The organism is Phenylobacterium sp. (assembly GCF_030651755.1).
In the GTDB taxonomy this organism is placed as follows: Bacteria; Pseudomonadota; Alphaproteobacteria; order Caulobacterales; family Caulobacteraceae; genus Phenylobacterium.
On record NZ_JAUSBZ010000015.1, the window covers coordinates 1 to 26,496 of the forward strand.

Annotated in this window: 25 protein-coding genes and 2 tRNA genes; 18 read left to right on the forward strand and 9 right to left on the reverse strand. The window is 65.7% G+C overall.

Going from position 1 to position 26,496, the window contains the following annotated elements; all coding sequences use genetic code 11:
* The 7 genes from sufB to Q7V15_RS01170 all read left to right on the forward strand — a co-directional run.
* A partial coding sequence (gene sufB / locus Q7V15_RS01140) for a Fe-S cluster assembly protein SufB (RefSeq protein WP_304753122.1) occupies window positions 1–980 on the forward strand: 980 nt, incomplete at its 5' end.
* A gap of 26 nt (window positions 981–1,006) precedes the next feature.
* The gene (locus Q7V15_RS01145; protein ID WP_304753125.1) at window positions 1,007–1,378 is read left to right on the forward strand and encodes a hypothetical protein; all 372 of its coding nucleotides are present in this window, start codon (window positions 1,007–1,009) and stop codon (window positions 1,376–1,378) included.
* Window positions 1,378–2,124: a Fe-S cluster assembly ATPase SufC gene (gene sufC, locus Q7V15_RS01150; protein WP_304753127.1), complete on the forward strand. Its 747-nt coding sequence runs from the start codon at window positions 1,378–1,380 to the stop codon at window positions 2,122–2,124. Before Q7V15_RS01145 ends, sufC begins: the two co-directional genes overlap by 1 nt.
* Window positions 2,121–3,161 (forward strand): Fe-S cluster assembly protein SufD, encoded by a 1,041-nt coding sequence (sufD, locus tag Q7V15_RS01155; RefSeq protein WP_304753129.1) that lies wholly within the window; start codon window positions 2,121–2,123, stop codon window positions 3,159–3,161. Before sufC ends, sufD begins: the two co-directional genes overlap by 4 nt.
* Window positions 3,161–4,375: an aminotransferase class V-fold PLP-dependent enzyme gene (locus Q7V15_RS01160; protein ID WP_304753132.1), complete on the forward strand. Its 1,215-nt coding sequence runs from the start codon at window positions 3,161–3,163 to the stop codon at window positions 4,373–4,375. Before sufD ends, Q7V15_RS01160 begins: the two co-directional genes overlap by 1 nt.
* Before the next feature lie 5 nt (window positions 4,376–4,380).
* Window positions 4,381–4,740, forward strand: coding sequence for an SUF system Fe-S cluster assembly protein (locus Q7V15_RS01165; protein WP_304753135.1), 360 nt, complete (start codon window positions 4,381–4,383; stop codon window positions 4,738–4,740).
* Window positions 4,741–4,755: 15 nt separating this feature from the next.
* Window positions 4,756–5,160, forward strand: a complete 405-nt coding sequence (locus Q7V15_RS01170) for an iron-sulfur cluster assembly accessory protein (protein ID WP_304753138.1) — start codon at window positions 4,756–4,758, stop codon at window positions 5,158–5,160.
* 8 nt (window positions 5,161–5,168) lie between these two features.
* Here the strand turns inward: Q7V15_RS01170 and Q7V15_RS01175 are convergent, their stop codons facing one another.
* The 6 genes from Q7V15_RS01175 to Q7V15_RS01200 all read right to left on the reverse strand — a co-directional run bounded on the left by Q7V15_RS01175 (window position 5,169) and on the right by Q7V15_RS01200 (window position 13,033).
* The gene (locus Q7V15_RS01175; RefSeq protein WP_304753140.1) at window positions 5,169–5,978 is read right to left on the reverse strand and encodes an enoyl-CoA hydratase/isomerase; all 810 of its coding nucleotides are present in this window, start codon (window positions 5,976–5,978) and stop codon (window positions 5,169–5,171) included.
* A gap of 87 nt (window positions 5,979–6,065) precedes the next feature.
* Window positions 6,066–7,121 (reverse strand): diguanylate cyclase domain-containing protein, encoded by a 1,056-nt coding sequence (locus Q7V15_RS01180; RefSeq protein WP_304753142.1) that lies wholly within the window; start codon window positions 7,119–7,121, stop codon window positions 6,066–6,068.
* Between the two features lie 122 nt (window positions 7,122–7,243).
* Window positions 7,244–8,869, reverse strand: coding sequence for a DEAD/DEAH box helicase (locus Q7V15_RS01185; protein WP_304753144.1), 1,626 nt, complete (start codon window positions 8,867–8,869; stop codon window positions 7,244–7,246).
* Between the two features lie 165 nt (window positions 8,870–9,034).
* Window positions 9,035–11,110: a DNA topoisomerase IV subunit B gene (gene parE, locus Q7V15_RS01190; protein WP_304753147.1), complete on the reverse strand. Its 2,076-nt coding sequence runs from the start codon at window positions 11,108–11,110 to the stop codon at window positions 9,035–9,037.
* 137 nt (window positions 11,111–11,247) lie between these two features.
* The gene (gene glnA, locus Q7V15_RS01195) at window positions 11,248–12,657 is read right to left on the reverse strand and encodes a type I glutamate--ammonia ligase (RefSeq protein WP_304753149.1); all 1,410 of its coding nucleotides are present in this window, start codon (window positions 12,655–12,657) and stop codon (window positions 11,248–11,250) included.
* 37 nt (window positions 12,658–12,694) lie between these two features.
* Entirely contained in the window at window positions 12,695–13,033 is a 339-nt protein-coding gene (locus tag Q7V15_RS01200; RefSeq protein ID WP_293317003.1) for a P-II family nitrogen regulator, read from the reverse strand.
* A gap of 236 nt (window positions 13,034–13,269) precedes the next feature.
* On the opposite strand from Q7V15_RS01200, the gene Q7V15_RS01205 reads away from it, so the two are divergent.
* The 6 genes from Q7V15_RS01205 to Q7V15_RS01230 all read left to right on the forward strand — a co-directional run bounded on the left by Q7V15_RS01205 (window position 13,270) and on the right by Q7V15_RS01230 (window position 19,327).
* On the forward strand, window positions 13,270–14,805 hold the full coding sequence (locus Q7V15_RS01205; RefSeq protein ID WP_304753151.1) for an acetyl-CoA acetyltransferase: 1,536 nt from the start codon (window positions 13,270–13,272) through the stop codon (window positions 14,803–14,805).
* A 4-nt stretch (window positions 14,806–14,809) separates the two neighbouring features.
* The gene (locus tag Q7V15_RS01210) at window positions 14,810–15,379 is read left to right on the forward strand and encodes a histidine phosphatase family protein (RefSeq protein ID WP_304753153.1); all 570 of its coding nucleotides are present in this window, start codon (window positions 14,810–14,812) and stop codon (window positions 15,377–15,379) included.
* Window positions 15,380–15,432: 53 nt separating this feature from the next.
* On the forward strand, window positions 15,433–16,845 hold the full coding sequence (locus Q7V15_RS01215) for an NAD(P)H-hydrate dehydratase (RefSeq protein ID WP_304753196.1): 1,413 nt from the start codon (window positions 15,433–15,435) through the stop codon (window positions 16,843–16,845).
* 76 nt (window positions 16,846–16,921) lie between these two features.
* Window positions 16,922–17,006 (forward strand) — tRNA-Leu (locus tag Q7V15_RS01220).
* Between the two features lie 144 nt (window positions 17,007–17,150).
* On the forward strand, window positions 17,151–18,509 hold the full coding sequence (gene tig / locus Q7V15_RS01225) for a trigger factor (protein ID WP_304753197.1): 1,359 nt from the start codon (window positions 17,151–17,153) through the stop codon (window positions 18,507–18,509).
* A gap of 203 nt (window positions 18,510–18,712) precedes the next feature.
* A complete protein-coding gene (locus Q7V15_RS01230; RefSeq protein WP_304753155.1) occupies window positions 18,713–19,327 on the forward strand; it encodes an ATP-dependent Clp protease proteolytic subunit in 615 nt (204 codons plus the stop codon).
* Here the strand turns inward: Q7V15_RS01230 and Q7V15_RS01235 are convergent.
* From Q7V15_RS01235 to Q7V15_RS01245, 3 genes are read right to left on the reverse strand one after another with little or no spacing between them, the layout of a single operon-like run.
* On the reverse strand, window positions 19,324–19,578 hold the full coding sequence (locus tag Q7V15_RS01235; RefSeq protein ID WP_304753157.1) for a hypothetical protein: 255 nt from the start codon (window positions 19,576–19,578) through the stop codon (window positions 19,324–19,326). The two genes, Q7V15_RS01230 and Q7V15_RS01235, sit on opposite strands and share 4 nt — an antisense overlap.
* A complete protein-coding gene (locus Q7V15_RS01240; RefSeq protein WP_304753159.1) occupies window positions 19,551–19,976 on the reverse strand; it encodes a nucleoside triphosphate pyrophosphohydrolase in 426 nt (141 codons plus the stop codon). Before Q7V15_RS01240 ends, Q7V15_RS01235 begins: the two co-directional genes overlap by 28 nt.
* On the reverse strand, window positions 19,976–20,593 hold the full coding sequence (locus Q7V15_RS01245; protein WP_304753161.1) for an HAD-IB family hydrolase: 618 nt from the start codon (window positions 20,591–20,593) through the stop codon (window positions 19,976–19,978). Before Q7V15_RS01245 ends, Q7V15_RS01240 begins: the two co-directional genes overlap by 1 nt.
* Window positions 20,594–20,988: 395 nt before the next feature.
* On the opposite strand from Q7V15_RS01245, the gene clpX reads away from it, so the two are divergent.
* The 5 genes from clpX (at window position 20,989) to Q7V15_RS01270 (ending at window position 26,448) form a co-directional block, all read left to right on the forward strand.
* On the forward strand, window positions 20,989–22,251 hold the full coding sequence (clpX, locus tag Q7V15_RS01250) for an ATP-dependent Clp protease ATP-binding subunit ClpX (RefSeq protein WP_304753162.1): 1,263 nt from the start codon (window positions 20,989–20,991) through the stop codon (window positions 22,249–22,251).
* 224 nt (window positions 22,252–22,475) lie between these two features.
* The gene (gene lon / locus Q7V15_RS01255) at window positions 22,476–24,875 is read left to right on the forward strand and encodes an endopeptidase La (RefSeq protein WP_304753164.1); all 2,400 of its coding nucleotides are present in this window, start codon (window positions 22,476–22,478) and stop codon (window positions 24,873–24,875) included.
* A gap of 162 nt (window positions 24,876–25,037) precedes the next feature.
* Window positions 25,038–25,313 carry an HU family DNA-binding protein gene (locus Q7V15_RS01260; RefSeq protein ID WP_304753166.1) on the forward strand — a complete coding sequence of 92 codons (276 nt, stop codon included), beginning with the start codon at window positions 25,038–25,040 and terminating at the stop codon, window positions 25,311–25,313.
* A gap of 120 nt (window positions 25,314–25,433) precedes the next feature.
* A tRNA-Val gene (locus Q7V15_RS01265) sits at window positions 25,434–25,510 on the forward strand.
* Between the two features lie 23 nt (window positions 25,511–25,533).
* Complete coding sequence (locus Q7V15_RS01270; RefSeq protein WP_304753168.1) at window positions 25,534–26,448, forward strand: aldo/keto reductase; 915 nt, start codon at window positions 25,534–25,536, stop codon at window positions 26,446–26,448.
* Window positions 26,449–26,496: the final 48 nt, after the last annotated feature.

Sequence of the window (26,496 nt, forward strand, 5' to 3'; positions counted from 1 at the left end):
CCGTGCGCGAGCATCCCGAGCTGGTGAAGAAGTACCTGGGCACGGTGGTTCCGGCCTCGGACAATTATTTCGCCTGCCTCAACAGCGCGGTCTTTTCCGACGGCAGCTTCGTCTATGTGCCGCCGGGCGTGCGCTGCCCGATGGAGCTGTCGACCTACTTCCGCATCAACGCTGCCGAGAGCGGCCAGTTCGAGCGGACCCTGATCATTGCTGATGCGGGCGCCTACGTCTCCTATCTGGAGGGTTGCACCGCCCCCATGCGGGACGAGAACCAGCTGCACGCCGCCGTGGTGGAGCTGGTCACCCTGGATGATGCGGAGATCAAATATTCCACCGTCCAGAACTGGTATCCAGGCGATCCCGAGACCGGCAAGGGCGGCATCTACAACTTCGTCACCAAGCGCGCCGACTGCCGGGGTGATCGCTCCAAGGTGTCCTGGACCCAGGTGGAGACCGGCTCTGCCATCACCTGGAAGTACCCCTCCTGCGTCCTGCGGGGGAAGGACAGCGTGGGCGAGTTCTATTCTATCGCCATCACCAATGGCCGCCAACAGGCCGACACCGGCACCAAGATGATCCATCTGGGGGAGGGCACGCGTTCGCGGATCATCTCCAAGGGCATCTCGGCGGGGCGGTCGTCCAACACCTATCGCGGCCTGGTCTCGGCCCACCCCAAGGCCAAGGGCGCGCGCAATTTCACCCAGTGCGACAGCCTGCTGATCGGCAAGACCTGCGCGGCCCATACGGTGCCCTATATCGAGGCCCGCAACGGCCAGTCGGTGTTTGAACACGAGGCCACCACCACCCGCCTGTCGGACGACCAGCTCTTCTATGTGATGCAGCGGGGGCTCTCGCAGGAGGAGGCCGTCCAGCTGCTGGTCAATGGCTTCGTCAAGGACGTGCTGCAGGAACTCCCCATGGAGTTCGCCGTCGAAGCCCAGAAGCTCGTCGCCATCTCTCTCGAAGGGTCCGTCGGATGACCCATGATCAAGCTCGGACCCTGTCTATGACTCTAAAAGCCGCCTTCGAAGCCGAACACGCCCGCCGGGAGGCCGAACGCCTGGCCCGGGAGGCGGCCGAACAGCAGCGGCAGGCGGAGGATCTGGCGCGCGCCGAAAACCTCGAAGCGACGCTGGCCCAGGACAGCGATTTCCTGACCAGCCGCGGCGTCGGGCTGGAGCGCCGTCGCTACACGGTCACCCTCGATCACGCCGACTATCGGATCGCGGCCTATTTCGAGGACGGCCAGGTAAGCGTGACGGCCTCGGACAAGCGCAACGCCACCACCTCGGCGGCGCCGCGTAAGCAGCAGTTCGCTGAAAGCGTCGAGGACGCGGTGCTGATCATGGCGCAATTCCTGGCTGACGAGACCCGCTGATGCTGTCGATCAAGAACCTGCACGCCCGCGTCGAGGCCGCCGAGATCCTCAAGGGCCTGAGCCTGGAGCTGCCTGCCGGCGAGGTCCACGCGATCATGGGCCCCAACGGCGCCGGCAAGTCGACCCTGTCCTATGTGCTGACTGGCCGTCAGGGCTATGAGGTCACGCAAGGGAGCGCCACCCTCGATGGGGAAGACCTGCTCAGCCTGGAGGCCAATGAACGCGCCGCCCGGGGCGTCTTCCTGTCGTTTCAATATCCCCTGGAAATCCCCGGCGTGCCGGCCATGACCTTCCTGCGCACAGCCATGAACGCGCAGCGCAAGGCCCGCGGCGAGCCGGAGATCAGCGCCACCGAGTTCATCAAGCGCGCCCGCGAAGTGGCGGGTCAGCTGAAGATGGACTTCGACATGCTCAAGCGGCCGCTGAATGTCGGCTTCTCGGGCGGGGAGAAGAAGCGGATGGAAATCTTTCAGATGGCGATGCTTTCACCGCGCCTGTTGATCCTGGATGAGACCGACTCCGGCCTGGATATCGACGCTCTGAAGATCGTCGCCGATGGGGTCAACGCCTTGCGTAGCCCTGATCGGGCCATGCTGGTCATCACCCATTACCAGCGGCTCCTGGACTATATCCGACCGGACAGGGTGCACGTGCTGGCCGCCGGCCGCATCGCCGCCACGGGCGGCCCCGAACTGGCTCACGAGCTGGAACGGGAAGGCTATGACAAGTATGCGAGGGCCGCTTGACCCTTTCACTGGCCCTTGAGGCGCGGGACCTGTCGCAGCTGCCCAGCCGTCGGGACGAGGACTGGCGCTGGACAGACCTGCGCGGTCTGATCCGTGAACTGCCGGCGCCGTCCCCTGAGGTGAGCGCAGACGTGGGTCCTGGGCCCTTCGGCGATCTCGGCGAAGCCGTGCTGCTGGTGGTCAATGGCAAGGTCCGCGGCGATCTCGGCTTGCTGAACCTCGGCGAAGGTGAGGCCCGGGTTGTGCGCCTGCGCTTCGTCTCGGCCACAGCGGCGACTGGACATGGGGTGAAGCTCGCCGCCAGGCTCGCGCCCGGCGCGCATCTGACCTTGCTCGAATCCTACGAGGGCCAGGCCGCGGACTATCTGGCCGACGCCGCCCTGAGCTTCCAGCTGGAGACCGGCGCGCGGCTGGAACGCATCGTCCTGGCCAGCGACGACGCCGAGGGCGTCAGCGTCAGCATCGCCACGGTGGATCTCGCCCCTGGCGCCGACTTGGCCCAGACGACGCTCACCGATGGCGCTCGCCGCCAGCGCCTGGAGACCCGGGTGGCGCATCCAGGGCAGGGGGCTGCTGTTCGCATGGACGGCGCCTATCTTGTCGCCGACCGCCGTCACGCCGACCTGACCACAGCGGTCAATCATGCCGGAACCGACGGGACCACCGATCAACTGGTCAAGGGGGTGGTGGCCGACCAGGGCCGCGGCGTCTTCCAGGGCCGCATCACGGTCAGCCCGGGGGCGGATCGCACCGACGCGCGGATGGGCCACCACGCCCTGCTGCTGTCGGACCGGGCCGAGGTCAACGCCAAGCCGGAACTGCTGATCTTCGCCGACGATGTGGCCTGCGCCCACGGCAATACGGTGGGCGCCCTGGACGAAGACGCCCTGTTCTACGCCCGGCAGCGCGGCATCCCCGAGGCTGAGGCCCGGGCCATGTTGACCGAGGCCTTCATCGGCGAGGTCATCGACCGGATCGTCCATGAGGGCGCTCGCGAGGTCGCCCGCGCCTGGGCCGCTGAACGGCGGGTGGGCTGATGGCGTTCGACGTCGAGGCGGTCCGCGCCGAATTTCCGATCCTGGAGCGGCAGGTGAACGGCCATCCGCTGGTCTATCTGGACTCCGCCGCCTCGGCTCAGAAGCCGCGGGCTGTGATCTCGGCCATGAGCCGGGCGATGGAGACGTCCTACGCCAATGTGCATCGGGGTCTGCACACCCTGGCCAACGAGACCACGGAGGCCTTCGAACAGGCCAGGGCCTCTGTGGCGCGGTTCATCGGCGCCGAAATCCATGAGGTCGTCTTCACCAAGGGCGCCACCGAGGCGATCAACCTGGTGGCGACAGGCCTGGGGAGCACCCTGAAGGCCGGCGACGAGATCCTGCTCACCCAGATGGAGCATCACGCCAATATCGTGCCCTGGCACTTCCTGCGTGAGCGGTTGGGCGTCGTCCTGCGCTTTGCGCCAGTCACCGAAGCCGGTGAGCTCGACCTCACGGCCATGGCGCAGATGATTGGTCCCCGCACACGGATCGTGGCCTTCAGCCACATGTCCAATGTGCTCGGCACCATAAATCCCGCCGCCGAAATCATCGCCATGGCTCGGGCGGCCGGCGCGCTCACCCTGGTCGATGGCTGTCAGGCGGTCGTGCACCAGGTGGTGGACGTCAAGGCGCTGGACGCCGACTTCTATGTCTTCTCCGGCCACAAGCTCTATGGACCGACCGGCATCGGCGTCCTCTACGGCAAGGCCGAGCGTCTGGCTGATCTGCCGCCCTATCAGGGGGGCGGGGAAATGATCGCCACCGTGTCCGAGGCGGCCATCACCTACGCCGACTCGCCCCACCGGTTCGAGGCCGGCACTCCGGCCATTCTCGAAGCCATTGGCCTGGGGGCGGCGATCGAGTGGCTGAACGGTCTCGATCGGGAGGCCATCGCCGCCCATGAGGCGACCCTCTACGCCCGGGTTCTTGACCAGCTCTCCGGCGCCAACTGGCTGCGGATCATCGGTGAGGCGCCGGGCAAGGGCGCGATCCTCTCCTTCACCATGGAGGGCGCTCACGCCCACGATGTGGCCCAGATCCTCGACCGCTACGGGGTCGCGGTGCGAGCCGGCGCCCATTGCGCCGAGCCTCTGATGCGCCGGTTTGGGGTGACCTCCAGCGCCCGGGCCTCCTTTGGCCTCTACAACACCGAGGCGGAGGCTGACGCCTTCGCCGCCGCCCTTTTCAAGACTCAGACCTTTTTCGCGTGAACGCCATGGATGACGCCCCCGCAACCACCGCCGCCACCACGGCCCTGTCCCAGGCGGAGCTCGACGCCCTGACCGATCAGCTGATCGACAAGCTCAAGTCGGTCTATGACCCGGAAATCCCGGTCGACATCTACGAGCTTGGCCTGATCTACAAGGTCGATGTCTCCGACGATAAGGACGTGGCCATCGACATGACCCTGACCGCCCCGGGCTGCCCGGTGGCTGGGGAAATGCCGGGCTGGGTGCATGATGCGGTCATGGAAATTGGCGACATACGCTCGTGCAAAGTCGATCTGGTTTTCGACCCGCCATGGGACCCATCAAGGATGTCCGATGAAGCCAAGCTTCAACTCAACATGTTCTGACCCCATATCCTGATCATGGAACAGCTCAACTTGACCCCAACGCCCCGCGTGCGCCGCCCCCGGCCTCAGGTCGTCTCCCTGACGGAGGCCGCCGCTGATCGGGTGCGCGACATTATGGCCCGGGCGGACAAGCCCTATGCTGGCCTGCGGGTGGGCGTGAAGAACGGCGGTTGCGCGGGTCAGGAATATGTCCTGGAGTACGCCCAAGCGGCCGACCCCATGGATGAGGTGGTGCAGGACAAGGGCGTGACCATCCTGGTGGAGCCCAAGGCGGTGCTGTTCCTGATCGGCACTGTGGTCGACTACGAGACCACGGCCCTGTCGTCCAAATTTGTTTTCCGCAATCCGAACGAGACCGACGCCTGCGGCTGTGGCGAGAGCGTCACCATCGTGCCGCAGACGGACGACACCGAGGCTTAAGCGCCGCCTCAGCGGCCCTGGAACTGGGCTGGCCGCTTCTGCAGGAAGGCGACGACGCCCTCCCGGGAGTCCTCGGTCAGGCCGGCTTCGCGCTGAACAACCCGCTCGGCGTGCAGCTGCTCGGCCCACTCGGCGTCGAGGCCGTCCCAGACCAGCTTGCGGATATAGCCCAGGGCCTTGGGCCCGGTGGCCAGGGCCTGGGCCAGAGACATGGCTGTGTCCATGAGTTCTTCGTCAGGCACGCAGCGATTGATCAGGCCCCACTCCAGGGCCTTGGCCGCCGGCAGCTTCTCCCCTAGCAGGGTCAGTTCCATGGCTCGGGCCTTGCCCACCAGCCGGCTGAGCAGGTAGGTCGCCCCGCCGTCCGGCACCAGACCGATCCGGCGGAAGGCCTGCAGGAAATAGCCGCTTTCCCCCGCCACAATCAGATCCCCCATCAGGGCGAGGGAACAGCCGATGCCCGCCGCCGCGCCGTTCACCGCGGTCACGATCGGGATGGGATAGTCCCGCAGACGGGTGACGAAGGGATTGTAGATGGTCTCCAGAGCGCTGCCTGAGTCCCGCGCCTGGGCTTGCATCTGATCCTGGGCGGCCGGCGCATCGGCGCGTCCAGTCAGGTTGGCGCCGGAGCAAAAGCCGCGACCTTCGCCGGTGATGACCACGCAGCGCACGCCGGACTCGGGCTTGGCGAAGCCCGCCATGGCGTCGTCAAGCTCCGCCATGAGGTCGAGGCCCGCCGCATTCAGGGTCGAGGGATCAGAGAGGGTGACCACCGCCACGCCCTCGGCGACCGAGGTCTTGATCTTCTTGTAGGTCATGGGAAGTTCCTCCGGCGCGGGTCAGGCGTGATCCTGGAGGAACCTACGTTGCGTCAGCCAAGGAGGGAATGGGGGCGAACCCGTATCTCAGGCGGCGTTGGAGAGGGGATCGGCCATGCTGACGCGGTTGCGGCCTCCATGTTTAGAGGCATAGAGCGCAGCATCCGACCGTTCCATGAGGCTGTGCGCTGATTCCCCCGGCTGCCGCTCGGCGAAGCCCGCCGAGACGGTGATGTTGCCGAGATCCTCGTTGGTCGAGCGCCGCTTCAGCACCCTCGAACCGATTTCCTGGCGGATTTCCTCCAGGGCGATCGAGGCGGCCTGGCGATCTTCACCGGGGAAGATCACCGCGAATTCTTCCCCGCCATAGCGGGCCGCCAGGCGCGGGGTGGCGCCCACCCGGCCAATGACGCTGGCGACGTAGCGGATGACCTGATCGCCGGTCTGATGGCCCCAGGTGTCATTAAAGTTTTTGAAGTGATCGATGTCGATGAGGGCCAGGGTCAGGAAGCCGCCGCCTTCCTCAGCCTCAACACAGGCCCGCTCGAGCTCTTCATCGAAAGCTTTGCGGTTTGCGAGATTGGTCAGGCCGTCGGTGGTCGCCTCGCGGCGGACCTGCTCCAGATGCTCGCGCAGCCGGGCGACTTCACTGCTGGACTCACTCAGACGTTTTTCCAGGGACTGGTTTTCCAACTGCACCCGTTGGGTCGCACCGGCCAGGGTCTTCACCGTGGCTTCCAGGCTGGCGACATCCTTCTCAGCGGAGAGGGACTGGCTGGCCGTGGCCAGGGTCAGTCCGTAGGCCATGCTCGATTGCTTGGCTGAATCGATGGCCGCAGAGACCGAGGCCAGTTCGCGGCTCAACTGATCACCAGTGTCCCGGATCTGTTCGTTCAGCTTGGCCTTGGGCAGATATTGCGCGGCGAGGCCTTCACTGACGAGGTCGGTGAAGGCGGTCCCAGCCGAGAGCATCCGAGACATTTCCTGGCCCAGGGCGCCCTCGGGATCGGCGAGAAAGTGAATCCAGAGCTCGAAATTGACCGTGGTCGGCCAGACGCGATGGCGTTCCATCTCCTCGACGGCCTTTCGGGCCAGCCCAAAGCCCTCTGGGCCCCTGAGCCTGGTCTCGAGTTCCTGAGACATTGATCGTCTTCCCTGCCTTCCGCGAGCACCCGGCGGTTCTCGCGGCCCCGCCCCAATCTCCACGGCCACATTACGAACGAGAGTCAAACGAGCCGTTAAAACGATAACGGGGGTCGCAGAGACTACTCGTCGCGGGTCGGGGTGGGGCGCAGCAGGAAGGCGGGGGTCTCGCCGCCAAAGCCGCGAACGCCATTGCGAGCGTCGTCAGCCTCGTCGCGGGCCTTGACCCCACGGATCGGCCGCTCAGTCGTGCGGGCGGTCCGGCGAGGGGGCCTATCCTCTGCGGCGGGCTCAGCAGCGACCGGCTCAGGCGGCGTGGCGACCTCGACGGGCGCCGCGGCGGCCTTCTTCTCCGGCCGGGCGCGTGTGCGGCTCCGGGTGCGGGGACGATCCTCCGGGGTGACTGTCGGCGTCGCTGTGGCGACCTCGGCGGGCGCAGGCGCGGGCGCCTCAACCTGGGGCGCTGGCGCCGGAGCTTCCGCGGCCTGGGGCTCGGAGTCCTCGCGAACCGGACGTCGGCCGCGGGTCGGCGTGCGGGACTCCCCACGGCGGCCGCCGTCACGGCTGCTGGAGCTGCGTCCGCCGCCCCGGCCGCGCTCATCGGTCAGGCTTGCCCAATCGAGGTCCAGCGGCGCCATTTTCGGCGTCTGACCGATCAGCTTCAACACCTTGTCCAGGGACTTGGAGTCCGCCGGGGTGACGATCATATAGGTTTCGCCGGTCCGGCCAGCCCGGCCGGTCCGCCCGATGCGGTGGACATAGTCGTCCGCATGGTGAGGGACGTCGTAATTGAACACATGGCTGACGGCGGGAATGTCCAGACCGCGGGCGGCCACGTCGGAGGCCACCAGCAGCTTCAACTCGCCCTTGCGGAAGCTTTCCAGCGTCCGGGTCCGCGTGGCTTGATCAAGGTCGCCGTGGATGGGAGAGGCGTCGAAGCCATGGGTCTTGAGCGACTTGGCGACGATGTCGACTTCGGTCTTGCGATTGCAGAAGACGATGCCGTTCTTGACGTCGGCCCGCTCGGCCAGGGCGCGCAGGGCCGCGCGCTTGGCCTTGGAGTCGGAAACCGGAAGTTCGGTGATGTACTGAGTGATGGTCTCGGCGGTGGTGGCCGGACGGCTGGCCTCGATCCGGGTGGGATCATTGAGGAACTGCTTGGTCAGCCGGGTGATCTCCGGCGGCATGGTGGCCGAGAAGAACAGCACCTGACGCTTGGGCGGCGTCATCTTGAAGATGCGCTCGATGTCGGGAATGAACCCCATGTCGAGCATGCGGTCAGCCTCGTCGACCACCAGCATCTGGACGCCGGTGAGCAGCAGCTTGCCGCGCTCGAAATGGTCGAGAAGACGGCCCGGGGTCGCGATCAGGACGTCGACCCCCCGGTCGAGCTTGGATTCCTGGTCGCCGAAAGACACGCCGCCGATCAGCAGGGCCCAGCTGAGCTTGTGATACTTGGCGTACCGCTCAAACGACATGGAGACCTGGTCGGCCAGTTCCCGGGTCGGCGCAATCACCAGGGCGCGGGGCATCCGCGCCTTGGAGCGGCCCGCCGCTAGGCGGTCGATCATCGGGAGCGTAAAGGCCGCGGTTTTACCGGTGCCGGTCTGGGCGATGCCCAGGACGTCGCGTCCAGCCAGGGCGACAGGAATCGCCGCCTCCTGAATGGGCGTGGCGGTGGTGTAGCCGGTTTCGGCTATGGCCTTGAGCGTCGGTTCCGACAGGCCCAGAAAAGCAAATTCAGTCATTCAGCGGCTAATTAAGATCAGCGGACGCGAACCTCGCGCCACGGATCGGCAGGCGCGTCGTTATCGAGGCGCGCCGCGGAACATAGGCGTAAGCGCTTTCAAGTCAACGCATGAGACGTGGTGTTGAAGGCGGGGGCGCCGATTGATGGTCTGGAGCCGCCAGGCTCACACATCGAGATCATCGGTGGCGAATTCGGCGTTTTCCTGGATGAAGCGGAAACGCAGTTCCGCCTTGCGGCCCATCAGGGCCTCAACCAGGTCGATAACGGCCTCTTCGGAGCGGGGCAGGGTCACCCTAGCCAAGATGCGCTTGGCCGGGTCCATGGTGGTTTCCTTGAGCTGGGCGGGCATCATCTCCCCCAGGCCCTTGAATCGGCCGATTTCCGGCTTCTTGCCCTTGAATTGGGTGGCCAGCAGTTCCTCCCGGTGGGCGTCGTCCCGGGCATAGACCGTCTTTCCCCCATGGCTGATCCGGTACAGCGGCGGCAGGGCCAGGAAGAGGCGTCCGGCGCGGATCAGGCCGGGCATGGTGCGGTAAAAGAAGGTGATCAGCAGCGAGGCGATGTGGGCGCCGTCGACGTCGGCGTCGGTCATGATGACGATGCGCTCGTAGCGCAGGTCTTCTTCCTTGAACTTGACGCCGGGCTGGACCCCCAGGGCCAGCATCAGGTCGCTGAGCTCCTTGTTGGCGCCGAGCTTGTCGGCGCCGGCCGAGGCCACGTTCAGGATCTTGCCGCGCAGGGGCAGGATGGCCTGGGTTCGGCGGTCGCGGGCCTGCTTGGCGGATCCGCCGGCCGAATCGCCCTCCACCAGAAACAGCTCGGTGCCGTCCGAGGCCTGGATGGCGCAGTCGGCCAGCTTGCCGGGCAGGCGCAGCTTGCGGGTGGCCGAGGCGCGGGCGACGTCGCGGTCCTTTCGGCGCTTCAGGCGCTCTTCGGCGCGCTCGATGACGAAGGCCAGCAGGGTGCTGGCGGCCTTGGGCTGCGCCGTGAGCCAGTGATCGAAGGGGTCGCGCAGGGCGGCCTCCACCAGGCGCTGGGCGTCGCTGGAGGAGAGGCGTTCCTTGGTCTGGCCCTGGAACTCGGGATTTTTCACGAAGACGCTGATCAGGGCGCCGGCCTGGGCCAGGACGTCTTCGGCGGTGATCAGGCCGCCGCGCTTCTCGTTGGTGAGCTCGGCATAGGCCTTCAGGCCGCGGGTTAGGGCGGCGCGCAGGCCCGCCTCATGGGTGCCGCCCTCGGGCGTGGGGACGGTGTTGCAGTAGGAGCGCATGAAGCCGTCGGCCTCACCGAAACCGTCGGCGGTCCAGGCGATCGCCCACTCCACGGCGCCAGCCTCGCCCTGGCGGGTGAAGCGGCCGGCGAAGGGCTCGGGCGTCACAGTCTCCAGCTTTTCCACCTGCTCGGCGAGATAGTCGGCCAGGCCATTGGGGAAGCGGAACACCGCCTCGGCCGGGGTCTGGTCCTGGATCCGGGCCGGGTCGCACTTCCAGCGGATCTCGACCCCACCGAACAGATAGGCCTTGGAGCGGGCCATCCGGTAAAGTCGGGCGGGTTTGAAGGCCGCGCCTTCGCCAAAGATCTGCGGATCGGGCAGGAAGCGGATCATCGTGCCGTGCTTGCGGCTCGGCTGGCCCTTTTCGATGGGGCCAAGCGGCTTGCCGCGGGCGAAGGCCTGGCGCCACTCGAACCCGTCCTTCCAGGCGCTCACCTCGACCCGTTCGGACAGGGCGTTGACCACCGAGACCCCGACCCCGTGCAGGCCGCCGGAGGTCTCATAGGCCTTGCCGGAGAACTTCCCGCCGGAGTGCAGGACGGTCATGATCACTTCCAGGGCCGACTTGCCCGGGTGCTTGGGGTGCGGGTCGACAGGAATGCCGCGGCCGTCGTCCTTGACGCTCAGATAGCCGTCGGCGTCGAGGTTGACCTCGATGAACTTGGCGTGGCCGGCGACGGCCTCGTCCATGGCGTTGTCCAGCACCTCGGCGAACAGGTGATGCAGGGCCCGCTCGTCGGTGCCGCCGATATACATGCCCGGCCGCTTGCGGACCGGCTCCAGCCCTTCGAGGACCTCGATATCCTTGGCCGAGTAGCCCCCTGCCGCCGTGCCGGCCTGAGGCGCCTCGCCAGTCGGCGGAGGCGGCGGGCTGGGGCGTGGCTCATGGCTCTGCGCCAGCGGCGATGCGGCCGGCGGGTTCAGGGCGTCATCGAAGAGAGAGGCTTGGGGAGGGGCCTTGGACATTGGCTCGGAAGCTGGGGCGATTCGGGAGGCCCCGGTATGAATCGGGCGCTGAGACAAATCAATGCGCAGGACCGTGGAAGGAAAAAGGGCCGCAGCTTGCGCCGCGGCCCTTCAACCTTAACCTCAGACCTTGAGGTTTAGCACTTGTAGTACATGTCGAATTCGACGGGGTGCGGATGCAGTTGCAGGCGCATCACCTCTTCCATCTTCAGCTCGATATAGCTGTCGATGAAGTCGTCATCCATGACCCCGCCCTTCTTGAGGAAGGCGCGATCCTTGTCGAGGTTCTCCAGGGCTTCACGCAGCGAGCCACAGACTTCCGGAACCTTCTTCTGCTCGCGCGGCGGCAGGTCATAGAGGTTCTTGTCCATGGCCGGACCCGGATCGATCTTGTTCTCGATCCCGTCGAGGCCAGCCATCAGCAAGGCGACGAAGGTCAGATAGGGGTTGCCCATCGGATCGGGGAAGCGGGCTTCGATACGCTTGGCCTTGGGCGAGTCCACATGCGGGATGCGGATCGAGGCCGAGCGGTTGCGCGACGAATAGGCCAGCTTCACCGGGGCTTCGTAGCCGGGCACCAGGCGCTTGTAGCTGTTGGTGGTGGAGTTGGCGAAGGCGTTGATGGCCTTGGCGTGCTTGATGATGCCGCCGATGTACCAGAGGCATTCCTGCGACAGGCCGGCATACTTGTCGCCGGCGAACATGGGCTGGCCGTCCTTCCAGATCGACTGGTGGACGTGCATGCCCGAGCCGTTGTCGCCGAACATCGGCTTGGCCATGAAGGTGGCGGTCTTGCCGTAGGCGGCCGCGACGTTGTGGATGACGTACTTATAGAGCTGCATCCGGTCGGCCATGGTCAGCAGATCGGAGAACTTCAGACCCAGTTCGTGCTGGGCGGGCGCCACCTCGTGGTGGTGCTTTTCGGGCTGCATGCCGAGCTCGCCCATGACGGCCAGCATTTCGCCGCGGAGGTCCTGGGCGGAGTCCACCGGATTGACCGGGAAATAGCCGCCCTTGGGGCCGGGCCGGTGGCCCATATTGCCCTCGGCATATTCCTTGGACGAGTTCACCGGCAGTTCGGTGGAGTCGAAGGCGTAGCCGGTGTTGTGGCCAGCGGTCGACCAGCGGACGTCATCGAACAGGAAGAACTCAGCTTCCGGGCCGAAATAGACCGTGTCGCCGATGCCGGCGGCCTTCACATAGTTCAGGGCGGCCTTGGCGATGGAGCGCGGGTCGCGGTTGTAGGGGGTGTTGGTGTCGGGGTTCAGCACGTCGCAGAACAGGCAGAGCGTCGTCTGCTGATAGAAGGGGTCGATATAGGCCGAGTTCAGGTCCGGCCGCAGCTTCATGTCGGACTCGTTGATGGCTTTCCAGCCGACGATCGAGGAGCCGTCGAACATGGTGCCGTCGGTCAGGAAGTCGTCATCGACCAGATCGATGTCGAAGGTGACGTGCTGCATCTTGCCGCGGATGTCGGTGAAACGGACGTCGACATATTTGACGTCCTTCTCGGCGATCATATCCAGGATGTCTTTGGCGGTGGTCATGGCGGTTATCCCCTAACTCGCGTGATAGGTCAGAATCTTAGACGGCAAGCGCGCCGGTTTCGCCGGTGCGAATGCGCAGAACCTCGATGATCTCGGAGACGAAAATCTTTCCGTCGCCGATGCGGCCGGTGCGGGCCGCTGTGGTGATCGCCTCAAGGGCGCTGTCGAGCTGGTCGTCGGCGACCACCACCTCGATCTTAATCTTGGGCAGAAAATCGACGACGTACTCGGCGCCGCGATAGAGCTCGGTCTGCCCCTTCTGGCGACCATAGCCCTTGGCCTCAAGCACCGTCATGCCCTGCACGCCCAGTTCCTGCAGAGCTTCCTTCACCTCGTCGAGTTTGAAGGGCTTAATGACGGCTTCGATCTTCTTCATGGGGCCTCGTCAGATTGAACGCGCCGCCCTGTACGGGGGGTGAGGCGACGGAGCATGCCGAGCCGCGGGGGGACAAGGGGCGCCCCGCACGGGACTTCGGGCCGGAGGCGCGAAATCGCACCTTGCGCAAAAAACGGGCGCCAGTCGCACAAGAATTGTGCGTTGCGGAAATCGCCTTGTGAGCTGCCGCTAGCCCCCTAGGATCGAACTGTGCAGTTGGGTGCGGAGGCTTCGCCATGGACGATAGAACCCCAGTTCTCATAGGAGCGGGACAATTCACCTATCGGGGCGAACCGCAGTCGTCCCCCCCGCCGACTCAACTGCTGAAGATTGCGGCGCTCGCTGCTGCGCAGGATGCGGGTCTGTCCGAGGCCGCCCTGGGCGGGATCGACAGTCTGGCTGTCGTGGGCTTCACCGTCGACGCCCCGGGGGGCGGCCGTCCGACCCCGCACAGCGCCAACCCGCCGGCCAGCCTGGCCCGGGTCCTGGGAGCGTCGCCGGATTGGGCGGTCTATTCCCACATGGGGGGCAACAGCCCCCAGCAACTCATCAATGTCCTGTGCGAGCGGGTGAGCCGGGGCGAGACCCGGCTTGGCCTGGTGGTGGGCTGCGAGTTTCTGGGCTCGGCCACCAAGCGGTTGACCAGGGGCCTGGGTTTCGATGACTGGAACGAGGAGGTTGACCTCGACCCTCCAGAGCGGATCGGCGATCCGCGCCCAGGGGTCACCCCCTATGAGGCGCGCCATGGACTTGGAAGGCCGATCAACACCTACCCGCTGTTTGAGAACGCCCTGCGCGCTCGGGACGGCCGCAGCATCCCAGACCATCAGAAACGTCTGGGTGAGCTGTTCGCCCCCTTCACAGAGGTGGCGGCCCGGAACCGCGACGCCTGGTTCCCCATCGCCCGGACCGCCGAAGAGCTGATCACCGTCACCGAACGCAACCGGATGGTGGGCTTCCCCTACACCAAGTACCTGAACGCCATCATGGACGTGGACCAGTCGGCAGGCGTGCTGGTGGCCAGCCTGGCCAAGGCCAGGGAGCTGGGCGTGCCTGAGGAAAACCTGGTCTATCTGCACGGCTGCGCCGACGCCGCTGACCTCTGGTATCCCTTGGATCGCCAGAATTTCCACTCCAGTCCCGCCATGCGCCTGACCGGCGCCCGGGCCCTGGAGATGGCCGGGGTCAGCCTTGATCAGATCGGAGTCATCGACCTCTATTCCTGCTTCCCCGTGGCCGTGGAGATCGGCGCCGAGGCCCTGGGACTGGCTCTGGATGATCCCCGCGGCCTGACGGTCACAGGCGGACTGCCCTATGCGGGCGGGCCAGGAAACAATTACGCCATGCATTCGATCGCCGTGATGATGCAGCGGTTGCGAGAGGCGCGGGACACCTACGGTCTGGTGACGGCCAACGGCTGGTTCCTGACCAAGCAGTCGACAGGAATTTATTCCTGCCGCGCGCCCGAAAAGCCCTTTGAGCGCCAGGACCCAGGCGTCATTCAGCGCCAGATCGACGCCCTGCCGCATCCGGTTGTCACAGAAACGCCTCAGGGTCGCGCCGTGATCGAGACCTACACCGTCGTCCATGGCCGTGAGGGCTATATGATGGGCATCGTCGTCGGCCGCGATGAGGCGGATCGTCGATTCGTCGCGCACACGCCTACCGATCCCGGCGTGCTTCATAGCCTTGAGGCGGCGGAATCTGTCGGTCGAACCGGCAGCGTCGGTCCCGCCCCCGAAGGTCAACGCAACCTCTTTGTTCCGGACTGAACCCATGTCGCGCCTCTATCTGATCCGCCACGGAAAGCCCGCCGCCACATGGGGCGGCCATGACGATGATCCGGGGCTGGATGAGACTGGCAGGGTCCAGGCCGAGGCGGCCCGGGACTTCCTGCTGGCCCTGCCTCCTGAGGAACGGCCCCGCCTTGTGGTCTCCTCGCCCCTGGCCCGTTGCCGCGAGACCGCCGAGCCGACAGCCGAGGCCTTGGGGATTGCGGTGGAGATCGATCCGGGCGTCGGCGAAATCCCGACTCCGGCGGCCCTGGCTGCTGAATCCCGCGGGGAATGGCTGCGCCAGGCCTTTCAGGGGGCCTGGGCCGAGATCGAGGGCGACCTCGACTATGACGCGTGGCGTCAGCAGGTCGCCCAGGCCCTTCAGGGGCGGGGAGACACCGCGGTTTTCAGCCACTTTGTGGCGATCAATGCGGTAATTTCGGTCCTGACGGGGGAGGATCGCGTGGTCAGCTTCCGGCCTGATCATACTTCGATCACCATCTTGGAAACCGACGGCAAGACCTTGACCTTGATCGAGAAGGGGCGCGAAGCCTCCACTGGCGTACTTTAGACCCTTTCGGCGGAGTTGACGTGGCGCCCAATCAAATCCTGACCGTCTCCGAAATGGCGGCGGCAGATCGTGCGGCCGTCGTCGCCGGAACTCCCGCCATTGCCCTGATGGAACGCGCCGGCGCTGCAGTCGCTGACGCGGTTCTGAGCCGCTTTGCGCCTTGCGAGACCCTGGTCCTCTGTGGCCCCGGCGACAATGGCGGCGATGGCTATGTGGTGGCCCGTCTTCTGGCCGAGCAGGGCTGGCCCGTGCGGGTGGCTGCGCTCGCATCGCCCCGAACCGATAGCGCCAAGGCCATGGCCACCCTCTGGACAGGCGTCACGACGGATATCCAGGAGGAGATCCAGGCCACGCTCTATATCGACGCCCTGTTTGGCGCCGGTCTTTCAGGCCCGCTGACCGGGGACGCCGCCCGGGTGGTCCATCACCTGAACGCCACGCCCGAGCGTGTGGTCGCCATTGATACGCCGAGCGGACTTCCAGGCGATACCGGCCTGCCCCAGGGGGTCTGCGGCCGCGCCGGCCTGACCGTCACCTTTCACGCCCGCAAGCCCGCCCATGTGCTGGAGCCGGGCAGGGGGCGTTGTGGCGAGGTGGTGGTCGCCGACATCGGCCTGGGCGAGAGCGCGGCGACCCTGTTCGAAAACACCCCTGAGCTTTGGGCTCCGCGTTTCCCCTGGCCCACCGCCGCCTCACATAAGCATGCGCGCGGGCGGATGGTGGTGGTCAGCGGGCCGGCCTGGAGCACTGGCGCCGCCCGACTGGCCGCCCGGGCGGGCCTGCGCATCGGCGCGGGCCTGGTGACTGTCCTGTCGCCCCCTGACGCCTTGTCGATCAACGCCACCCACCTTGAGGCGGTGATGCTGCGGCCCTTCGATAGCGAGGCGGAGTTGGAGACTCTGGCGACCGATGTGGACGCCGCGGTGATCGGACCAGCCGCCGGGATCAATGAAACGACCCTGATGAACGTTCTCGCCCTCGCGCGCACCGGCGCAGCCCTGATCCTCGACGCCGACGCCATCACCGTGTTTCGGCAGGATCCCGAAGAACTGTTTTCCGTCCTCGACCGCGACGACGTGCTTACCCCCCATCCCGGGGAGTTCGAGCGTCTGTTCCCAGGCATCCTCGATTCGGCGCCGGAACGGATTTCCGCCACCCGTCGCGCCGCCGAACTGGCCGACGCCGTGGTGCTGCTGAAAGGTCCAGACACGGTGGTCGCCTCGCCTGACGGCCGGGCCGCAGTCTCCCTGAACGGCTCGCCGTGGCTGGCGACGGCGGGCACCGGAGACGTATTGGCCGGCTATATTGCGGGCCTGGTGGCGCAGGGCATGGACAGCTTCGAAGCCGCCTGCGCGGGAGCGTGGATCCATGCTGAGGCCGCCCAGTCCCACGGCCCCGGCCTGATCGCCGAAGACCTGCCAGGCCTGACGCCGGCGGTTCTCAGGAGACTCTATACGGGGACCTGAGGCCCTGCGCCGCTTGGGCTGCCGGGCGAGGCGACTTGACGCCTGACGGCAAACCGCCGATGGCAGACGCCGGAACGCGGGCGTGGCGGAACTGGTAGACGCACTGGATTTAGGTTCCAGCGCCGCAAGGCGTGGAGGTTCGAGTCCTCTCGCCCGCACCAACCTTTGCACTTGGACAGGGAAGGCGCCCGTGACATAAGGGCGCCCTCCCGCCGCCTCGACGTAGGCGGCGCTTCCCGTTTCACCATTAGGCGGACCGTCAAGAGCGCGTGACAGCGCCCCGGAGTCCGGAAGCAAGAATGTCGATGCAGATCGTTGAAAAGTCCGGTGAAGGCCTGAGCCGCGTTTACGGCGTCACTGTTCCGGCCGCCGACCTGGCCGAACGCCTGGACGCGCGCATCACTGAAATCACCCCCCAGCTGAACATCAAGGGTTTCCGCCCTGGTAAGGTCCCTCCGGGCCATGTGCGCCGCCTTCATGGCAAGGCGCTGATGGCGGAGCTGGTCGAGCAGACCATCTCTGAGTCCACCCAGAAGGTGCTGGAAGAGAACAAGCTGCGCCCCGCGGGCGAGCCTGATCTGAAGCCGGACGGGGATCTGCAGGACGTGGTGGACGGCAAGGCCGACCTGTCCTTCGAGATCGCCTTAGAAATCATGCCGGAGTTCGAGCCCGTCGATCCCTCGACGCTGGAGCTGGTGCGGCCGGTCTACAAGCCGGGCGACGATGAGGTGGGCGAGGCCCTGGCCGAGCTGGCCAAGCAAAATCGCAGCTTTGAGCCGCGCACCGGCAAGACCGTGAAGGCCAAGGACGGCGATCAGCTGACCATCGACTTCGTCGGCAAGATCGACGGCGAAGCCTTTGAAGGCGGTTCGGCCGAGGGCGCCCAACTGGTGCTCGGCTCGGGCAGCTTCATCCCGGGCTTTGAAGAGCAGCTGGTCGGCGCCAAGCCCGACAGCGATGTCGTGGTCAAGGTGACCTTCCCCGAGGACTATCAGGCCGCCCATCTGGCCGGCAAGGAAGCCGAGTTTGAGGTCAAGGTGACGGCGGTTTCCGCGCCAGTCGAGACCGAGGCCGATGACGCCTTCGCCGAGAAGCTGGGCATCGAGAGCCTGGACAAGCTTAAAGGCCTTCTGCGCGACAATATCGAGCAGCAGTATGTCAGCGCCTCGCGCTTCAAGCTGAAGCGCGCCCTGCTGGACGCCCTGGACACCAAGCACGACTTCCCCCTGCCGCCGAAGATGGTCGAGGCCGAGTTCGCCGCCATCTGGACCCAGGTGCAGCAGGACAAGGAACGTGAGGCCCTGCCGCCGGAAGACGCCGAAAAGACTGATGAGCAGCTTGAGAGCGAGTACCGCAAGATCGCTGAGCGCCGGGTGCGTCTTGGCCTCGTCCTGGCCGAGATCGGCCGGGTCAACAATGTGCAGGTGACCGAGCAGGAACTGATGGAGGCCATGCGCCAGGAGGCCATGCGTTATGGTCCCCAGGCGCAACAGGTCTTCGACATGTTCCGCCAGAACCCCAACGCCCAGGCCCAGCTCCGCGCCCCGATCTTCGAGGACAAGGTGGTCGACCTGATCGTCGGCAAGGCCAAGGTCGAGGACAAGGACGTCAGCAAGGATGAGCTGATGGCCGAGGACGATCTGCCGGAAGGCTACGGCGAGTAAGCCTTGCACGTCACGCCAGAGCGGCGCGACAATGTGATTGCGGATCCCGGCGTGGCCTGCAGGCGGCGCCGGGATCATGCATTTTTAGGGCTTCCGAAAGGGCCGGCGGCCGAGGGTCGCCTTGCAACCGGCCGCCGCAGACGCGATATCGGAAGGGACGGCGGCGATCTCACGTTCGCCAATCGAGAAGGGCTCTTAAGCTTATGCGTGACCATGTGACCACCGCGCTCAACCTCGTGCCCATGGTGGTCGAACAGACCAGCCGCGGCGAACGCGCCTTCGACATTTTCTCCCGGCTGCTGAAGGAACGAATCATCTTCCTCAACGGCCCGGTCGAGGACGGCATGGCCGCCCTGATCTGCGCCCAGCTTCTCTATCTGGAGTCCGAGAACCCCAAGAAAGAGATCTCCATGTACATCAACTCGCCCGGCGGCATCGTGACGTCCGGCCTGGCGATCTACGACACCATGCAATACGTGAAGAGCCCGATCTCCACCGTCTGCATGGGCATGGCCGCCTCCATGGGTTCGTTCCTGCTGATGGCCGGCGAGAAGGACCAGCGGATATCTCTGCCCAACGCCCGCATCATGGTTCACCAGCCGTCAGGCGGCTATACCGGCAAGGCCTCGGACATCCAGCGCCACGCCGAGGACATTATCAAGACCAAGGGCCGTCTGAACGAGCTCTACGCCAAGCACACCGGCCAGCCCATCGAGGTGGTCGAGGCCACTCTGGATCGCGATCACTTCATGACCGCCGAGGAAGCCAAGGCCTGGGGCATTGTGGACCACGTCTATGAGCGTCGCTCGGAAGACTAGAGACCAAGCCGCGCGGCGCTGAGCAGCGCCGCGCGTCCGGCTTCGGCGGTGACGTCAAACCGCTCGAACGCCGGGGCGCCGTCAGCCCGCAGGTCTGCGAACAGGCCTGCGGCGTCTTCGTGAAAGTGCAGGAAGGCCCGGCCGCGCCGATAGAAAACCCCCCGGGCCGCTTCCTTCATGCCCGGCAGCTGGCGAAGCTCGCTCAGCAGGGGCTCCAGCTGATCTAGGGCTTCAGCGCGGGCATGTCGCATGGGGCGCTGTCCTCAGCGATCAGCGGATACTGGTCGGGCCGAGCCAGATAATAGGCGACGCCTGGGCTACCGGCGTCACCTTCAACGGCGCGATTATAGATGCGGCCATCAAAGCCGCCCCTCTGGCGCCGCTTGGCCAGGCGCGCGGCCTCGACCGCCTCTGCGCTGAGGCCGGCGGCGGCGATCAGTGCGCCCATTACTTCGCTGACGTCAGCCAGTTCTTCGAGCAGGTCGGCCGGCGCGGCCCTGGCCGCCTCCTGCGCCTCCTCAACCAGCTTCGCCTTTAGGGCGGCGAGGAAGTCGGCGTCCTCAAGGGGGTGGCAGAAGACCGTCAGGCCCTGGTCGCGCATCATCTGCGGAAGGCCATCCCGGATCAGCTTCTCCACCCTAAACCGCATCAGGGGCTCTCCTTGAACACCCGGTAGCCCGCCTCCTCGGAAACCTTGAGCATCTCGCGGTCGCCGCTGGTGTCGCCATAGGCCGCCCGCAGTCGCAGGTCCGGCCCAAACACCGCCTGCAGTCGGGCGACCTTTTCTGGGCCGCGGCAATTACGACCATCGAACATGCCCGCGACCCGGTCCTCTGAATCAAAGGCCAGTCGCGTGGCGATCAGGTGATCGGCCCCCAGCCCGCGGGCGAAGGGCTGGACGATGATGTCCGGCGAGGCGGTGACGATCACCATGGTCGCCCGGCGGCTGCGCCAGCGTCGCCAGGTGTGCAGGGCGTCAGGTCGAAGAAGTCTGGGGGCATAGGTTTCGGCGAAGGCGCGCGCCTGAGCTTCGAGTTCCGCCCGGGGCGCCCCCAACAGAAATTCTCGCACAGCCGCAGCCTTCAGGCGGCCGCGGTTGCGGTGGAAGAGATAGGATCCCCCCGACAGCGCCAATCGCCGCATGCCGCGGGCATAGCGCGAACGCCCGGCCCGCCAGCGCAGGAAGGTGGTGAAACTGTCTTTTGTGGTGAGGGTGCCGTCGAAATCGAAGGCGACCACGCCGGCGTCGTCGGCAGGATCGTCCATTATTCCCCCAAAATGCGGCTTGCGCCGAAATAACGCAGTCTGACCATCATACCCCTCCGCTCGGAGCCACCCTTGCGAGAATCAGGCCGGGCCACTTCCAAGCGGAGCCGCTCCAGCCCCTGTTCCATCTAGGCGGACCCCTTTTCCAGCAAGGGAAGAGTGGGGCGACTTGCGTCAATCCGATACAATCCCATCTAGAGATTCGAAATTCCGCACCACCACACCGGCGTCCGTTTCGCCAGGCGAGCGTTCGCCAAGGGTTGTGATCCTGTCGCGGATCGGGGAATGTCAAGGATTAGACAACCCCCGGCGTGTATCCTGCAAGGACGGCGGGAACACGCCGCCCGCGCCCAGGCGCGGTTTCGACCGGCGTCGTCGAGAGAGTGAGACTGAACATGACCAAGGCCGCGAGCGGGGACTCCAAGAGCACGCTGTATTGCTCCTTCTGCGGGAAGAGCCAGCATGAAGTCCGCAAGCTCATCGCGGGCCCCACCGTGTTCATCTGCGATGAATGCGTCGAGCTCTGCATGGATATCATTCGCGAGGAGCACAAGATCTCCTTCGTGAAGTCGAAGGACGGCGTGCCCACGCCCCGCGAAATCCGCGAAGTTCTCGACGATTATGTGATCGGCCAGGACCACGCCAAGAAGGTGCTCTCGGTCGCCGTCCACAATCACTACAAGCGCCTGAACCACGCCACCAAGAACAACGATGTGGAGCTGGGCAAGGCCAACATCATGCTGATCGGGCCGACCGGCACGGGTAAGACCCTGCTGGCCCAGACCCTGGCGCGCATCATCGACGTGCCGTTCACCGTGGCCGACGCCACCACCCTGACCGAAGCCGGTTATGTGGGCGAGGACGTCGAGAACATCATCCTCAAGCTGCTGCAGTCGGCCGACTACAATGTCGAGCGGGCCCAGCGGGGCATCGTCTATATCGACGAGGTCGATAAGATCAGCCGCAAGTCCGACAACCCTTCCATCACCCGCGACGTGTCGGGCGAGGGCGTCCAGCAGGCCCTGCTGAAGATCATGGAAGGCACGGTGGCCTCAGTCCCGCCCCAGGGCGGCCGCAAGCATCCCCAGCAGGAATTCCTGCAGGTGGACACCACCAACATCCTCTTTATCTGCGGCGGCGCCTTCGCCGGCCTCGACAAGATCATCTCGGCCCGCGGGCAGGGGACCTCGATCGGCTTTGGCGCCAAGGTGTCAGACCCTGACGATCGCCGCACCGGCGAAATCTTCCGCCGGGTGGAGCCTGACGACCTGCTGCGCTTTGGTCTGATCCCGGAATTCATCGGCCGTCTGCCGGTGATCGCCACCCTGGACGACCTCGACGAGGACGCCCTGGTCAAGATCCTGACCGAGCCGAAGAACGCCTTCGTCAAGCAGTACCAGCGCCTGTTCGAGATGGAGAACGTCGGCCTGACCTTCACCGACGACGCGCTCAACGCCGTGGCCCGCAAGGCCATCGCCCGCAAGACGGGCGCCCGGGGCCTGCGCTCCATCCTCGAAGGTATCCTGCTCGACACCATGTACGAGCTGCCCACCTATGACGGGGTCGAAGAGGTGGTGGTCAACGCCGAGGTGGTCGAAGGCCGGGCTCAGCCGCTGATCATCTACGCCGAGCGGCGGGACAAGGGCGGCGCGGCCTGAGGCCGCGCCGATCACACACTTCTGTTGCGGCGCCGAAGACAAGTTGTCGCGCACCGGCCCGGCGCCGCTTGAACCGCAGCGCGAAGCGTCCACATAAATAGACTGAAGACACCGTCACATCGACGGACGGACCGTCCGACTCAGGCGCATCGTCTGATGTAACCGCGGTCCGAGGGTCGAGCCCTGCTTTTGTTTCGAGGGGGCCGGCCGGGAGTGAAAGCACTATGTCTGAGACAAAGAAAATCCTGCCTGTCCTGCCGTTGCGAGACATTGTCGTGTTCCCGCATCAGCCCGTGCCGTTGTTTGTCGGGCGGGAAAAATCCGTGCGGGCGCTCGAAGAGGCCATGCGCGACGACGGCAAGGACATCCTTCTGCTGACGCAGAAGGACAAGGACGACGATGATCCGTCGCCCATCGCCATCTATGAGATCGGGGTGGTCGCCACCATCCTGCAACTGCTCAAGCTGCCTGATGGCACCGTCAAGGTGCTGGTCGAGGGCAAGACCCGGGCGGGCGTCGCCCGTTACACCGATCAGGCCGACTACTATGAGGCCGAAATCGCCGACCTGCCGGACGATGGCGCGGTCTCGGCGGAGGCCGAGGCCCTCAGCCGCGCCGTGGTCGAGCAGTTCGAATCCTATGTGAAGCTCAACAAGAAGGTGCCGCCCGAGGCCCTGGCGGCCATGCCGCAGATCGACAATCCCGGGGAGCTGGCCGACCGCGTGGCCTCGCACCTCTCGGTGAAGATCAGCGAGAAGCAGGCGCTGCTGGAAATCTTCGATGTCGTGAAGCGTCTGGAGAAGGTCTACGCCCTGATGGAGGGCGAAATCTCGGTGATGCAGACCGAGAAGAAGATCCGTAATCGCGTCAAACGTCAGATGGAGAAGACTCAGCGCGAGTACTATCTGAACGAGCAGATGAAGGCGATCCAGCGCGAGCTGGGCGAACAGGACGACAGCCGCGACGAGCTGATCGAGCTGGAAAAGCGCATCAAGAAGACGCGCCTGTCCAAGGAGGCTCGCACCAAGGCCGAGGCGGAGCTGAAGAAGCTGCGCTCGATGAGCCCGATGTCGGCCGAGTCCACTGTGGTTCGGAACTATCTCGACTGGCTGTTGTCCATCCCCTGGGGCAAGGGCAAGCAGAAGCCCATCGACATGGTCAAGGCTGAGGAGATCCTCGACGAGGATCACTACGGCCTGGAGAAGGTCAAAGAGCGGATCCTGGAGTATCTGGCCGTGCAGGCCAGGACCGGCGCGCTCAAGGGCCCCATCCTGTGCCTTGTCGGCCCCCCCGGCGTCGGCAAGACCTCACTGGGACGCTCCATCGCCAAGGCGACCGGTCGGGAGTTCGTGCGCGTCTCCCTGGGCGGGGTGCGTGACGAGGCCGAGATCCGCGGTCACCGCCGGACCTATATCGGCTCCATGCCGGGCAAGATCATCCAGTCGATGAAGAAGGCCAAGACCACCAACGCCTTCTTCCTGCTGGATGAGATCGACAAGATGGGCGCCGACTATCGCGGCGACCCGGCTTCGGCCCTGCTGGAGGTGCTGGATCCGTCGCAGAACTCCACCTTCGCCGACCACTATCTGGAGGTGGACTACGATCTGACGCCGGTGATGTTCGTCACCACGGCCAACTCGCTCAACATGCCCCAGCCCCTGCTGGACCGCATGGAGATCATCCGCATCCCCGGCTATACCGAGGATGAGAAGATCGAGATCGCCAAGCGCCACGTCCTACCCAAGCTGACCAAGGATCACGGGCTGACGCCTGAAGAGTTTGTGGTCTCCGAGGACACGATCCGCGACCTGATCCGCTACTACACCCGGGAAGCCGGGGTGCGGTCTCTCGAGCGGGAACTGGGCAACCTGGCCCGCAAGACCGTCCGTGACATCGCCCGGGAAGGCCTGACCAGCATCACCATCGATCCCGAGCGCCTCGCCAAGTACGCCGGCGTGCGCAAGTACCGCTTCGGCGAGATGGACGCCGAGGACCAGATCGGGATCATCACCGGGCTGGCCTATACAGACTTCGGCGGCGACATCCTGACCATCGAGGCGGTCAAGATGCCGGGCAAGGGCCGGATGTCCATTACGGGCAACCTGAAGGACGTGATGAAAGAGTCCATCGCCGCGGCCAACTCCTACGTCCGCAGCCGGGCCACCCAGTTCGGCATAGAGCCGCCGGCCTTCGAGAAAACCGACGTGCACATCCACGTGCCCGACGGCGCAACGCCCAAGGACGGACCGTCCGCAGGCGCGGCCATGGCCACGGCCATCGTCTCGGTCCTGACTGGCATTCCGATCCGAAAGGGCATCGCGATGACGGGCGAAGTCACCCTGCGCGGCCGGGTCACCGCCATCGGCGGCCTGAAGGAAAAGCTGCTCGCCGCCCTGCGTTCGGGCGTGACGACTGTGCTGATCCCACAGGAGAACGAGAAGGACCTGGCCGATATTCCGGCCAAGGTGAAGGAGGCCCTGGAGATCATCCCGGTCAACACCATGGATGAAGTCCTGGTGCGCGCCCTGGTTCGACTGCCCGATCCGATCGAGTGGACCGAGCCGCCCAGCAAGGGGCCCGTGGCCGGAGACGACGGCGAGGCCGAGGCCATCATGACCCACTAGGGTCGGGGCTTTTCCATACCAGACGACAGGCGGCGCGGGCTCATCCCCGCGCCGCTTTGTTTGACGCGCCTGCTTAAGCCCGCATAATCCCTTGGCGCGAAGGCGTTCGCCGCTGCCGGTGCTTCGCGAAAAACAGAAAAAGGGCAGGGAGAGGAAACCACTATGACCAAGGCTGAACTGGTCTCGGCGATGGCCGACAAGGCCGGCATCACAAAATCACAGGCGAAGGACGCCCTTGAGGCCTTCGTCGACTCTGTCACCGGGTCGCTCAAGGGCGGCCAGGAAGTCCGTCTCGTGGGTTTCGGCAGCTTCGTTCCGGTCAGCCGGGCTGCTGGTGTGGCCCGTAACCCCCGCACCGGCGAGAGCGTCAATCGTCCGGCCTCCCAGACCGCGCGCTTCCGGATCGGCGAGGGGCTCAAGAACGCCCTCAACAGCTAGCAACTCCGGTGTGACCATTTCGAGGGGGCGGTCGCTTTTCGGCGGCGGCCCCTTCTTCGCCTCCGCACCGACGGAATCGGGCTCCGAATCTGTCCGGCGAGCGGGTATGAAGGCGGCCGAGGGCGGCTAGCTCAGCTGGTCAGAGCACCTGGTTTACACCCAGGGGGTCGGGGGTTCGAGCCCCTCGCCGCCCACCACGCATCTCCCCGGCGAAGGACCCATGCGATACCGTCCCCTGGGCCGCACCGGGCTCACCGTTTCCGAGATCGGTTTTGGCTGCGCCAGCTATTGGGGGCTGCTCAGGTTCGACGAGGGCGAGGCGGTCCGGCTGGTCCATCGTGCCCTCGATCTGGGGATCACCCTCTTCGACACCGCTCCGGGTTATTCCCGAGGGGAAGCCGAGCCTCGGTTGGGCCGCGCCCTGCAGGGGCGCCGGACCGACGGCCTGGTGATCGCCACGAAGGCCGGCACCTTCCATGCCGGCGGCGGCCGCACGGGTCGTGACTTCTCACCGGCCGCCATCACCGTCAGCGTCGAGGCCAGCCTGAAGCGGTTGGGCCTTGACCGACTGTCCCTGGTTCAGCTGCATGGCCCGGCGGCCGCAGAGCTGAATGACGACCTGTTCGACGCCCTTGAGCGCCTGCGCGCCCGGGGCCTGGTGTCGGCCTTTGGCGCCAACAGTTTCGATCCTGAGGTCATCGCCGCCATCATCGCTGCGCCGACGCTGGATGTGGTGATGCTGGACTACAATGTGCTGCGGCCTGAGCGCGCGCCGCTGATCGCCCAGGCCGCGACGCGGGGCAAGGGGGTGCTGGCCGGCATGCCCTTGGCCATGGGCCATGTGGACGGCCAGATCCGCAAGTTTCGGGGACTGCGCGACCTTTGGTACGCCGCCCGGGCCTTGAAGAACCATCGACAGGAATTGGCCCTGGCCGAACGGTTCGCCTGCCTCCGCCGCCTGGACGGCATGACCGCGGCCCAGGCGAGCCTGGCTTATGTGCTGGAGCACCCCGGGGTGTCGGCGGCGGTGACGGGCACGACGCGACTCGCTCACCTGGAGGCCAATGCGGCGGCGTCGGGCATGATGCTGCCCCCTGACGTGCGGGCGGGGATCGAGGCCGCGCAGAACGGCTGAGCTTTCCGCTTTCCTCCGGAGACAGCGTCGATATTGTCACCCATCGTG